The sequence below is a fragment of the Streptomyces mutomycini genome (genome assembly GCF_001700505.1).
Lineage (GTDB): Bacteria > Actinomycetota > Actinomycetes > Streptomycetales > Streptomycetaceae > Streptomyces > Streptomyces mutomycini.
This window is the reverse complement of record NZ_MAPV01000017.1, coordinates 20,891-32,448: the sequence shown is the minus strand read 5'-3', so window position 1 is coordinate 32,448 and position 11,558 is coordinate 20,891. Positions and strand designations below refer to the sequence as shown.

Genomic DNA, 11,558 nt, shown 5'->3' with positions numbered 1-11,558 from the left:
GACCAGATCGCCAGACCGAGCATGCACAGACCGCCGATGCGCTGCACGGTCTTGAGCGGCACCCGCTTCGCGATGAACCGCCCCGCCAGCAGCGCCAGCGCGGACACCGACATGAGGGCGATCGCCGACCCGATGGCCGTGGACCAGGCGCCGTTGCTCGCGGCCAGGTTCGCGGTGGTGATCTGGGTCAGGTCGCCCCACTCGCTGATGAACACCGCCATGAACGCCGTCGAGTAGACCGGCCAGAACCCGGTGACGGTCTTGATCTCCTCGTCCTCGTCGTCGTCACCGCCACCACTGCGCAGCAGCATGAACGCGCCGAACGCGAAGAGGGCCGCCGAGACCAGCTTGACGGTCCAGTCGGGCAGCAGGCCGATCAGCCCGCCCGCCCCGACCGCGATGGCGACGTGCACGATGAAGGCCGACGAGGTGCCGAACCAGACGTAGAGCGGGCGCATGCGGGTGCCCATGGCCAGCGAGGCGAACATCGTCTTGTCGGGGAGCTCCGCGAGGAAGATCAGCCCGAAGGCGGTGAGGATCGCCAGGAGGTCGAGATGCATTCCGGGTGGCTTTCTGTACGAGCCGGGCCCCGGGCCGTTCGCGAAGCGCCACTCGGGCTTCTCCGGAGGACCACTCGGCCCGGCATGACGGCAGCGCCCGCAGGGCGCGGGCGTGTCATACCTGACCGAAGGTCTCGCCCACCCGTAAGGATCTACGAGCCCGGCCACCGGGAACCCGAGGGCTCCAGTATGTCGACGACCGGTTTGCGGGGCTACTCCCCTTCGCAGCCGTCAACGATACCTCACCCGAGCTGCTGGGAAGCGGCTCGGTACAGTCCTACGGTGATCATCCGTGCCACCCCCGGGAGTGCCCCCGCATGAGCCGCCGACCGCACAAGGCCACGGGTCCCGGACCGTCCCGGCCCACCGTGAGCGTCTGCCGTGGCTGCTGCTGCGGCACCCCGAAGATCCCCGGTGTCGACCACGCCGGGCAGCTCGCGGAGCTGCGGCGGGCCGTCGGCGGATCCGCCACCGTGCGCGCGGTGGAGTGCCTGGACGCGTGCGAGCACGGCAACGTCATCGTCGTACAGCCCTCGGCCGAGGGGCGCCGCGCGGGCGGCCGCCCCGTGTGGCTCGGGCTGGTCAACGATCCGCACGCCGTCGCCGACATCGCCGCATGGGCGGGGGAGGGCGGGCCCGGCCTGGCGGACCCGCCGGAGATCCTGGACCTGTACGCGTTCAGCCCGTCCCGCCGCATCCGCGCCGGACTGGAGGGCGAGGGGCCGTGAGGACCCCGGGGGCGGCCGCGGAACCGCGCCCGCCCGGCGGTTCCACGCCCGGCCCGCGCGCGGGCGGCGAGACGGACCGCGCCCCGCGCTTCCGTGCACGACTCCCGATTCGACTACTTCTCAGGAGCAGCACGTTGACTTCCTCCCCTCCCTAGTGGGAGGGGATTCCAGCGGTCGCCCGCCGGGTTTCCTGCTTCACCACCGGCTGCCCGCCCGGCGTTCGCCGTTGGGGTCTTACACCAGCTCCACAGGCAGTAACCGCCAGTCCGGCGGCCAGAAGATTCTTCGCGGCGTTCACGTCACGGTCGTGAGTGACACCGCACGCACATGTCCAGGTGCGGACGTTCAGCGGCATCCTCTGCTGGAGGGTGCCGCACGCCGAGCACAGCTTCGACGAGGGGAAGAACCGGTCAACGACCACGAGGTCCCGCCCGTACCAGTCAGCTTTGTACTCCAGCATCAACCGGAACTCGGCCCACGACGCATCGGAGATCGCGCGGGCCGGAGAGCGGTTCTTGATCATGTTCCGCACGGTCAGGTCTTCGATGACGAGCGTTTGGTTCTCACGCACGAGTCGAGTTGACAGCTTGTGCAGGTGATCCCGGCGCCGGTCGGCGATCCGGGCATACACCTTCGCGGCCTTCAACCGGGCCTTGGTGAGCTCCGCTGCCTGCGCATGATTTCCCTGAGGGTTACGGCACGGCCTTTCGCCCTTGCGGCGAAACCCCGCCCACTGCCCTCCTCCGCAGGGGCGGTGTTTCCTCCCCCACATCCACACAGGAGGAAAAGATGAACCGACGTACCCGCCTGGCAGTCGTGCTGGCGCTGGGCGGACTGCTGACCGCATGCGTGTCCGCCCCGGATGGCCGGCCATCGCCTCCTTCCGCCGAACGGCCTTTCTGGCAGGCAGAGTTCGGGGGACCAGCGGCCACCCGCCCGCCGGAGAGGTTCTGGACCACCGAGACCGGGAACCGGGACGCCGAGGGGTGGGGCAACAACGAACTGCAGTACTACACGGACGAGGCCGAGAACTCCGCTCTCGACGGCGCGGGCCACCTCGCGATCTCGGCGCGGCCGGCACCCGCCGGATCCAGGCTCCCGTGCCACACGCAGGAGTTCTGCCCATGGACGTCGGCCCGCCTGACCACCGAGGGGAAAGTCGCGCTCGCCCGTGGGCGCGTGGAGATCCGCGCGAAGATGCCCACCGGCACGGGACTGCTGCCGGCGATCTGGATGCTGGGTGACAACGGAGTCGAGTGGCCCGGGCAGGGGGAGATCGACATCTGCGAGGTCGTCGGCGGAGAACCGCGGACGGTGTACGGCACCGCGCACGGGCCGACCTACTTCAACGAGAACGGGATCGACGGCTCCACCACCCTCGCGGCCGACGCGTCCCAGGCGTTCCACACCTACGCCGTCGACAAACAACCGCACCGCATCACCTGGTCCGTCGACGGAAAGTCCTACTTCACGCTGACTCCGCCGATGCTGCCCGCACCACGCGACTGGGTCTTCGAACAGGACATGCACCTGTTGCTCAATGTCGCCGTCGGAGGCGACTGGCCCGGCCCTCCGGACACATCGACGCCGTCCCCCGCGACGATGACGGTCGACTACGTGCGCTTCTACGGCGAGGGCAGCGCGTGACCGGTCCGGCAGGACCGGTCACGTCATCGGGAGCTCGGTGAGGGCCCCTCAGGCCACGTCCGTGGTCAGCCGCTCCAGCAGTGCGGGCAGCGCCGTGCCGATGGGCTCGCGCACCGTCTCCTCGGCCAGCTCGTCGTACGGGGTCGGCTCGGCGTTCACCACGATCAGCCGGGCCCCGTGCTCCACCGCGATCCCCGCCAGCGAGGCCGCGGGCTGCACCTGGAGCGTCGTACCCACCGCGATGAAGACCTGGCTCGCCTTGGTGATCGCCATCGCCTCGGCCAGCACCTGCGGATCGAGGCGCTCGCCGAACATCACCGTCGCCGACTTCAGGATGCCGCCGCATACGGAGCACGGCGGATCGGCCTCGCCCGCCTCGACCCGGGCCAGGGCGTCCGCCATGGCCGACCGGGCGTGGCAGCGGGTGCAGACCACCTCGTGTGCCGTGCCGTGGAGCTCGACGACCTTGCGGGCGGACAGCCCGGCCAACTGGTGCAGTCCGTCCACGTTCTGGGTGATCACGCGGACCGGGGTGCCGGACCGCTCGAGCGCGGCCACCGCACGATGGGCGGCGTTCGGCTCGGCGTTCCAGGCCGAGCTGGTGCGGCGCATCTGCCAGGAACGGCGCCGGATCTCCGGATCCGCCATGTAGAAGTCGTACGTGACGAGCTTCTCCGCCTCCGGATCCTTCCGCCAGAGGCCCTGCGGACCGCGGTAGTCGGGGATGCCGGAGTCGGTGGAGACGCCGGCGCCGCTGAGGATCGCGACGAGAGTCATGATCCGAGCCTACTGACGCTCCTGTCCCGCCGCGATGACATTTCCGCCGGCACCCCATAGGGTCCGGGCCATGGCCAAGGTCAACGTCAGTCTGGACGCGGAACTCGTCGTGGAAGTCATGGTGCTCGCGGGCGTCGGAAGTCCGCAGGACGCGGTGGAACTCGTCGTGCGCGACTACATCGCGCGTGGCCACCGCACCGAGGCGCGGGCCGCCGCGCAGGACGACGCGCGGAGGGAGGCCGACGCCAGGCCGCAGGATCCGCAGGGCTGATCCCTCACCCAGAGACCCGTACGCCGTCCTCCAACTCGGCCGCTCCCGCGCCGGAGTCCAGCACCTCCAGCGCCGCACCGATACGCCGAGCGAGCCGGCCGGGCAGGTACCCGGCGAGCTCGGCGCGGTCCACCAGCCGCCAGGACAGGAGCTCGTCCTCCTGGATCCGGATCGCCTCGAACTGCCCCTGGTCCAGCACACCGCCGTCGTAGACGTAGGCGACGATCGGCGGACGGGCCGCACCGCGCGCCCAGTCGACCGCGAGCAGCCGGCCCGGCTCCAGGTCGAGACCGATCTCCTCCGCCGTCTCGCGGCGTGCCGCCTGCCGGGGACTCTCGCCTTCGCCCGACTCGATGGTGCCGCCGGGCAGCGCCCAGCCCTCCCGGTAGTTCGGCTCGACGAGCAGGACCCGTCCCCGCTGGTCCCGGAAGAGGGTGGCGGCCGCGGCCAGGACTTTGGGCAGGCCCGCGATGTAGGTGGCGTATTCAGAGGTGGTCACAGGGGCAGCGTAGGGGCCGCGCACGTGGTTTCGGACAGCCATGGGCAGATCAGGGGCGGCCCGGATAGGGTCGGGGCGGCGCGACTGCCTGTTCGAAAGCAGAGGGATACAAGGTGACGGACGGAGCAGTGATGGAGACCCCCCACGTGCTCGTGGCGGCGGACAAGTTCAAGGGCTCGCTCACGGCCGTGCAGGTCGCGGAGCGGGTGACGGCCGGGCTGCGGAGCGTCGTACCCGGGGTGCGGGTCGAGACCCTGCCCGTCGCGGACGGCGGCGACGGCACGGTCGCGGCTGCGGTGGCCGCCGGATTCGAGCGCCGCGAGGCGCGGGTGACCGGGCCGCTGGGGACCCCGGTCACGGCGGCGTACGCGGTGCGCGACACCACCGCCGTGGTCGAGATGGCCGAGGCCTCCGGCCTCCAGCGCCTGCCCGCGGGGGAGTTCGCCCCGCTCACGGCGAGTACGTACGGCTCCGGGGAACTCCTCGCGGCGGCTCTCGACGCGGGTGCCCGGACGATCGTGTTCGGCGTCGGCGGCAGCGCCACCACGGACGGCGGCGCGGGCATGCTCGCCGCGCTCGGGGCGCGCTTCCTGGACGGCGAGGGCAAGCCCGTCGGCCCCGGCGGGGGCGCGCTCGCCGGACTGGCCGAGGCCGACCTGTCGGGGCTCGACCCCCGGCTCGCGGACATCGACCTGATCCTGGCCAGCGACGTGGACAACCCCCTGACCGGTCCCAAGGGAGCTCCCGAGGTCTACGGACGGCAGAAGGGTGCCACCGAGGACGACATCGCGGTCCTCGACGCGGCGCTGGCGCACTACGCGTCCGTGCTGGGACCTGAGACGGCGGAGCTGCCCGGAGCCGGCGCCGCCGGAGGGATCGGCTACGGCGCACTGGTCGCGCTGGGGGCACGCTTCCGGCCCGGCATCGAGGTGATGCTCGACGTTCTGGGCTTCGCCCCCGCGCTGGCCCGTGCCACGCTCGTCGTCACCGGGGAGGGTTCGCTCGACGAGCAGACCCTGCACGGCAAGGCCCCGGCGGGTGTCGCGGCCGCCGCCCGCGAGGCCGGGGTGGAGGTCGTCGCCGTATGCGGACGCCTGGCCCTTCCGCAGGAAGCGCTGGACCGGGCCGGTATCCGCCGGGCCTACGCCCTGACGGACCTGGAGCCGGACCCCGCCGTCTGCATGGCGCAGGCAGGACCCCTGCTGGAACGCGCGGCCGAGGCGATCGCCCGCGACTTCCTGTCCTGACGCACCGCCGTGAGGGGGCTGCCCGTCGGGCTCCCCCTCACGGCGGCGGGCCGCCGGCTCCCTCACGCCTGCGGTGCCGACAGCCTGAACGCGTCCAGAGCCAGCATCATCTCGATCAGTTCGCGGGGCCGTGACAGCGACCGCGAGGTCAGCCGCTCCAGCCGTCGCAGGCGGTTCAGCACGGTGTTGCGGTGGCAGTACAGCCGCCCCGCCGCCCTGCCCGCCGACCCCCCGCACTCCAGCCACGCCTCCAGCGTCCGCACCAGCAGTGCCCGGTCCGCCGGGTCCAGCGCGAGGAGCGGGCCCAGGACATCCGCGACCAGCCGGGCCGACAGCTCCGGCTGGCTCACCACCAGCGCCGCCGGCAGCCGCTCCTCCAGCCGTACGATCTCCGTCGTGCCCGGCGGACAGGTCAGCAGCGCCACCTCGGCCAGCCGCCGCGCCGCCCCCAGCCCGGCCAGGCCGTCGGTCACCGGGCCGATTCCGCCGGGGCCCGGGCACCACCGCGCCAGCAACGCGGCGAGCACCGCCGGATCCCGGTCACCCAGCGCGACGACGACGGTCTCGCGGCCCCCGTGCCTCCGCCTCAGAAAACGCAGCCCGTCCGTCTCCGTCGCCACGCCCGTCGGCCCGTCCCCGGCCGAGCGCAGCACGGCCACCGCGTAGCGGCCGTGTTCCGGCAGGTCCAGACCGCTCGCCGCGCGCGCCGCGAGCCCCGGCTCCGAACGGCCCTCCAGCAGGGCGTCGAGCAGTGCCCGGCCCCGCTCGTCACCGCGCCGCCGCATGTCTTCGCTCCGTTCCGCAGCCGAGCCGCCCATGGCTGGTGAGGATGCCACCGGCCCCGCCGGGGACGGCGGCGCCTGGCCTCCCTCTGTGCACCCGCACAACCAGGCCCTGCGAAGACTGGTCACCCGCAGCGATTGCGCCCCGGGCCGTGGACGCGCGCTCCGCCCGCTGCTGGTCTGTGGCACCACAACGACCAGTCGGAAGGAGGAGGACGCATGGCAACGCTCGAGATCCGCGGACTGTCCGTGGGCTACGGCCCGGTACGGGCACTGCGCGACGTCTCCGTCGACGTGCCGGCCGGCGCGATCACCGCCGTACTCGGCGGCAACGGCGCCGGCAAGACCACGCTGCTGCGGGCCGTATCGCGGACCCTCGGCTTCCACCGCGGCACGGGCACGGGCACCATCCGCTTCGACGGCCGGCCCCTGGACGGTCTCCGCCCCGCCCAGGTGGTGGCGGCAGGAGTGATCCAGGTACCGGAAGGACGGCAGGTGTTCGCCCGGATGACGGTGGCGGACAACCTCCGGGCGGGCGCCCTCGGGGCACGCGGCGGACGCAGAGCGGCGGCCGCCGCCCTCCACCGCGTGCACGAGCTGTTCCCCGTACTCTCCCAGCGCGCGCACCAGCGGGCCGGGCTGCTGTCCGGCGGCGAGCAGCAGATGCTGGCGATGGGCCGGGCCCTGATGGCCGCCCCCCGCCTGCTGCTGCTGGACGAGCCCTCCCTCGGCCTCGCCCCGCTGATGGCGGCGAAGATCGCCGAGACGATCCAGGAGATCAACGCGAGCGGGACCTCCGTCATGCTCGTCGAGCAGAACGCGGCCATCGCGCTGCGGCTCGCCTCCACCGCGTACGTCCTGGACGTGGGCGAGGTCGCACTCGACGGCCCCGCCGACGAGCTCGCGGCCTCGGACGAGGTACGCCGCCGCTACCTCGGCGTCGTCGACGAGACGGCCGCAGAGGACGCGGCACGGGCGGAAGGTTTCACCCGCACCCTGAGCAGGTGGTCGGCGTGACGGCAGCCCCGGCCCCCCTCGCCGTACGCGACGTGACCGTGCGCTTCGCAGGGCTCACCGCCCTCGACGCGGTGTCCTTCACCGTCGAGCCGGGCAGCGTGCACGCCGTCATCGGACCCAACGGCGCGGGCAAGTCCACCACCTTCAACGTGCTCTCCGGCGTCTACCGCGCCACCTCGGGCAGCGTCCACCTCGGCGACACCGAACTCACCGGGCTCGCCCCGCACAGGATCGCCGGCCTCGGCATCGCCCGCACCTTCCAGAACCTGGCCCTGCCGCCGCACGCCACCGTCGCCGAAAGCCTCCTGCTCGGCCGGCACCGGCTCACCCGCGCCGGGTTCGTGGCCTCAGGGCTGAGACTTCCCTCCGCCACCCGTGAAGCCCGCGGCCATCTCGAACGGGTGCGTGAGATCGCCGAGTTCATCGGCCTGGACAAGGAACTCGACTTCCCCGCCGGCGCCCTCCCGTACGGCAAGCAGAAGCTCGTCGAACTCGGCCGCGCCCTGTGCATGGAGCCCGAGATCCTGCTCCTGGACGAGCCCATCGCCGGCATGACAGCCGACGAGCGCCGCCGCACCGCGGCCGTCGTCGCCGGTGTGCGCGACAGCCTCGGCATCTCGATCGTCATGGTCGAACACGACATGGGGGTGGTGATGCGGCTCGCGGACGCCGTGACCGTACTCGACTTCGGACGCAGGATCGCCGGTGGTACGCCCTCCGAGGTGCAGAACGACCCGGCCGTCGTGCAGGCCTACCTGGGGGCACAGGAATGACCACCTTCATCGAACTCCTCCTCGGCGGCCTGTCCATAGGCTCGGTCTACGCACTGATCGCCCTGGGCTTCGTCGTCATCTTCAAGGCGACCGAGGTCGTCAACTTCGCGCACGCCTCGCTGCTCCTGGCCGGCGGTTACGTCACCGCCGTACTCCACGACGACATCGGCTTCTGGCCGGCGCTCGGCGTCGGGATCGCGGGCGCGGCGGTCGTCGGTTCGGCGGTCGAGTTCTTCGTGATGCGCCGCTACCGGGGGAGTGACCAGAGCGTCCTGGCCATCGTCACCATCGGTGTCGACATCCTCCTCACCACCGAACTCGTCCGGCGTATGGGGACGGACGTCATGTCGCTCGGCGACCCGTGGGGCGACGACGTCGTCACCGTCGGGGGCGTCACCCTCGCCGAGACCCGCATCGCGGCGTTCCTCGTCGCGGGGCTGCTCATCACGGTGTTCCTGCTCGCCTTCCGCTTCACCTCGTGGGGTGTCTCCATGCGGGCCGCGGCCGAGAACCCGCAGACCGCCGCTCTGATGGGCATCCGGCTGGGCCGGGTCTCGCTGTCCGCCTGGGCGGTCGCCGGAGCACTCGCCGCCGTCGCCGCTCTCTTCCTGACCGTGTTCCCGACCCCCGGCCTGGAACGCGCCACATCGCTCGCCGCGCTCAAGGCGTTCCCCGCCGCGATCCTCGGCGGCCTCGACTCGACGACAGGCGCCCTCGTCGGGGGGCTCGTCGTCGGGGTCACCGAGTCGCTCGCCACCGGCTACCAGAGCGACCTCTCCTTCCTCGGACGCGGCATCGGTGATCTGGCGCCGTATCTGGTGATGGTGGTCGTCCTGCTCGTCCGGCCGGCGGGACTCTTCGGTACGAAGGAGCTGTCCCGTGTCTGAGGCCACCCAGGACGCCGTCGCGCCGTCCCCCGCCGCGACCACCGCCACCGGGGCGTCGTTCACCGCCAGGCTGCGCAGGCCCGCCCCGTACCTCTGGTTCGCCGGCTCGGTCCTGCTTCTCCTCCTCCCGTTCTACCTGGACCGGTTCTGGCTCCAGGCCGGGCTGTTCGCGATGGCCGCCGCGATCGGGGCCATCGGGCTCAACCTGCTCACCGGTTCCACCGGCCAGCTCTCCATGGGGCACGCCTTCTTCCTCGCGGTGGGCGCGTACGGCTACTGCATCCTGGGGGGCGAGAGCAGCGCGGAGAACGGGCACGTCATCACCGGTCTCGGCCTGCCCACCTGGCTCGCGGCGGTCCTGGCCGTGCTCCTGGCGGGAGCAGCGGGCGGGCTCTTCAGCCCCATCGCGGGGCGGCTGAGCGGTGCCTACCTCGGTATCGCCACGCTCGCGCTGATCTTCATCGGCCAGCACGTGCTGTTCAACGCGGGCTCGCTCACCGGTGGCTTCAACGGCCGCCCCGTCCCGCCCCTCTCACTCTTCGGGTTCACCTTCGACGACGCCGAAGTGGTCGTGGCCGCCGTGCCCTTCCAGTCGTCCGAGAAGCTCTGGTACCTGGGGCTGGCGGCCCTCCTGGCCGGCGGGCTCTTCGCCCGCGGGGTGCTCCGGGGCAGGCCCGGCCGGGCGCTCAACGCCATCCGGGACCACCGGATCGCCGCCGGCGTCATGGGGGTGCCGGTGGCCAGGTACCGGGCCGGTGTCTTCGTCCTGTCCTCGATGTACGCGGGCCTCGCGGGCGTCCTGCTCGCGCTGGTCTTCCAGCGGACCGTGCCCGAGTACTTCGGCATGATCCTGTCCCTCGAATACCTCGCCATGATCGTCATCGGCGGACTGGGCAGCGTCGCGGGAGCCGTCATCGGCGCCGCGTTCGTGTCACTGCTCCCGCAGGTGCTCACCCACTACAGCGACTCCCTCCCCCTCGTGTCCGCCCCCGGTACGGGCGGCATCGCACCGGGCGAGGCGTCCCGCTATCTGTACGGCGCCGCGGTCGTCGCGGTCGTCCTGTTCCTGCCCGGCGGCATTGCGCGTCTGAAGACTCCAGGGGAGAAGAAGAAATGAAGCTACGTGTTGTCGGAGCCGTCGTAGCGGCTCTCACCCTCACCCTCGCGGGATGCAGCGAGAAGGCGAAGACGTCGGACGACGGCGCCGCGGACAAGAGCGGCGTCAAGACCGGTGAGGGCGTCACCGAGTCGAAGATCACCCTCGGTGCCCTGACCGACATGACCGGCGTGTACGCCTCGCTGGGCAAGAGCGTGACACAGGCCCAGCAGCTCTGGGTGGAGGAGACCAACAAGGCGGGCGGCATCTGCGACCGGCAGATCGAACTCACCGTCCGTGACCACGGATACGACCCGCAGAAGGCCATCGGCGCCTACACCGAGCTCGAACCCGACGTGCTCGGCTTCACCCAGTTCATCGGCTCCCCGTTCGTCGCCGCCGTCGAGTCGCGGATCGACGGCCAGGACAAGGGGATCGTCCTGCCCCAGGCCTGGTCGGCGAGCCTGGTCGGGTCCAAGTACGTCCGCGTCATCGGGGCCACGTACGACGTCGAGACGATCAACCTGATCGACTTCCTGCTCGCCGAGAAGCGCATCGCCAAGGGCGACAGGATCGGTCATGTCTACTTCGAGGGCGACTACGGCGAGAACGCGCTGGCCGGCTCGAAGCACGCGGCGAAGGAAGCGGGCCTCACCGTCGTCGAACAGAAGATCAAGCCGACCGACAACGACATGACCGCCCAGGTCTCCGCGCTCAAGCAGGCCGGCGTGAAGGCGGTCGTCGTCAGCGCGGGGCCGCGCCAGGCGGCCTCCCTCGTCGGTGTCGCCGCCGCCACGGGCTTCGACGTCCCGGTCGTCGGCAACAACTCGGCCTACGCCCCGCAGCTCCTGGCCACCCAGGCGGGCAAGGCCCTGCAGAAGGACTACTACATCGGTGCCTCCACCCTGCCCATCGGTGACGCGGCGGAGGGACCGGCGAAGCTCGCGAAGGCCTACGCGGCCAAGTACCCGAAGGACGGCCTCGACAACGGGGTCGTCGCCGGATACAACGCGGCATCCGTCTTCGGCGAGGCGCTGAAGGCGGCCTGCGAGTCCAAGGACCTGACCCGCGAGGGGGTCGACAAGGCCCTGCTCACCATCAAGGACTTCGGCGGCGACTTCGGGATCTCCCACGACTTCACCGACCCGTCGGCGCCCTCCACCCGGCAGACCATCGTCATGAAGCCGGACGCCAAGGCCCCCGGTGGCCTCGAGGTGGTCCGCCCGGCCGAGGTGGCCCCGGCCGCCGAGTCCTTCGCGATCAAGCCCTGACCT

Annotated in this window: 13 protein-coding genes and 1 pseudogene; 9 read left to right on the top strand and 5 right to left on the bottom strand. The window is 71.6% G+C overall.

What is annotated here, in order from left to right; all coding sequences use genetic code 11:
* Positions 1-560: TMEM165/GDT1 family protein (locus BFF76_RS02320; RefSeq protein WP_065846977.1), on the bottom strand; the 560-nt coding region annotated here is incomplete at its 3' end.
* 317 nt (positions 561-877) lie between these two features.
* On the opposite strand from BFF76_RS02320, the gene BFF76_RS02315 reads away from it, so the two are divergent.
* Positions 878-1,288, top strand: a complete 411-nt coding sequence (locus tag BFF76_RS02315) for a hypothetical protein (RefSeq protein WP_053930783.1) — start codon at positions 878-880, stop codon at positions 1,286-1,288.
* 151 nt (positions 1,289-1,439) lie between these two features.
* On the opposite strand, the pseudogene BFF76_RS30860 reads toward BFF76_RS02315, so the two are convergent.
* A pseudogene (locus tag BFF76_RS30860) lies at positions 1,440-1,949 on the bottom strand (RNA-guided endonuclease TnpB family protein); the annotation flags it as partial.
* A 128-nt stretch (positions 1,950-2,077) separates the two neighbouring features.
* On the opposite strand from BFF76_RS30860, the gene BFF76_RS02305 reads away from it, so the two are divergent.
* Positions 2,078-2,935, top strand: coding sequence for a glycoside hydrolase family 16 protein (locus BFF76_RS02305; RefSeq protein ID WP_065846974.1), 858 nt, complete (start codon positions 2,078-2,080; stop codon positions 2,933-2,935).
* A gap of 48 nt (positions 2,936-2,983) precedes the next feature.
* Here the strand turns inward: BFF76_RS02305 and BFF76_RS02300 are convergent, their stop codons facing one another.
* Entirely contained in the window at positions 2,984-3,712 is a 729-nt protein-coding gene (locus BFF76_RS02300; protein WP_031089698.1) for an SIR2 family NAD-dependent protein deacylase, read from the bottom strand.
* A 70-nt stretch (positions 3,713-3,782) separates the two neighbouring features.
* Between BFF76_RS02300 and BFF76_RS02295 the strand changes: the two genes are divergently transcribed.
* Positions 3,783-3,983 (top strand): type II toxin-antitoxin system VapB family antitoxin, encoded by a 201-nt coding sequence (locus tag BFF76_RS02295; protein WP_031089700.1) that lies wholly within the window; start codon positions 3,783-3,785, stop codon positions 3,981-3,983.
* A 4-nt stretch (positions 3,984-3,987) separates the two neighbouring features.
* Here BFF76_RS02295 and BFF76_RS02290 read toward each other — a convergent pair whose 3' ends face one another.
* On the bottom strand, positions 3,988-4,482 hold the full coding sequence (locus BFF76_RS02290) for an NUDIX domain-containing protein (protein WP_065846972.1): 495 nt from the start codon (positions 4,480-4,482) through the stop codon (positions 3,988-3,990).
* A gap of 131 nt (positions 4,483-4,613) precedes the next feature.
* On the opposite strand from BFF76_RS02290, the gene BFF76_RS02285 reads away from it, so the two are divergent.
* Positions 4,614-5,729 (top strand): glycerate kinase, encoded by a 1,116-nt coding sequence (locus tag BFF76_RS02285; RefSeq protein ID WP_065846970.1) that lies wholly within the window; start codon positions 4,614-4,616, stop codon positions 5,727-5,729.
* Positions 5,730-5,791: 62 nt separating this feature from the next.
* Here the strand turns inward: BFF76_RS02285 and BFF76_RS34365 are convergent, their stop codons facing one another.
* Positions 5,792-6,514: a PucR family transcriptional regulator gene (locus tag BFF76_RS34365; RefSeq protein ID WP_031089705.1), complete on the bottom strand. Its 723-nt coding sequence runs from the start codon at positions 6,512-6,514 to the stop codon at positions 5,792-5,794.
* A gap of 216 nt (positions 6,515-6,730) precedes the next feature.
* Here BFF76_RS34365 and BFF76_RS02275 point away from each other — a divergent pair, with 216 nt between their 5' ends.
* Genes BFF76_RS02275 through BFF76_RS02255 form a run of 5 tightly spaced genes read left to right on the top strand, consistent with a single transcriptional unit; the run spans position 6,731 to position 11,555 of the window.
* Positions 6,731-7,528 carry an ABC transporter ATP-binding protein gene (locus BFF76_RS02275; protein WP_065846967.1) on the top strand — a complete coding sequence of 266 codons (798 nt, stop codon included), beginning with the start codon at positions 6,731-6,733 and terminating at the stop codon, positions 7,526-7,528.
* Positions 7,516-8,301, top strand: coding sequence for an ABC transporter ATP-binding protein (locus tag BFF76_RS02270; protein WP_065846965.1), 786 nt, complete (start codon positions 7,516-7,518; stop codon positions 8,299-8,301). Before BFF76_RS02275 ends, BFF76_RS02270 begins: the two co-directional genes overlap by 13 nt.
* A complete protein-coding gene (locus BFF76_RS02265; protein ID WP_065846963.1) occupies positions 8,298-9,188 on the top strand; it encodes a branched-chain amino acid ABC transporter permease in 891 nt (296 codons plus the stop codon). Before BFF76_RS02270 ends, BFF76_RS02265 begins: the two co-directional genes overlap by 4 nt.
* Entirely contained in the window at positions 9,181-10,305 is a 1,125-nt protein-coding gene (locus BFF76_RS02260) for a branched-chain amino acid ABC transporter permease (RefSeq protein ID WP_065846961.1), read from the top strand. The genes BFF76_RS02265 and BFF76_RS02260 overlap by 8 nt, the downstream gene beginning before the upstream one ends.
* The gene (locus tag BFF76_RS02255) at positions 10,302-11,555 is read left to right on the top strand and encodes an ABC transporter substrate-binding protein (RefSeq protein ID WP_065846959.1); all 1,254 of its coding nucleotides are present in this window, start codon (positions 10,302-10,304) and stop codon (positions 11,553-11,555) included. Before BFF76_RS02260 ends, BFF76_RS02255 begins: the two co-directional genes overlap by 4 nt.
* The last annotated feature ends 3 nt before the right edge of the window (positions 11,556-11,558 follow it).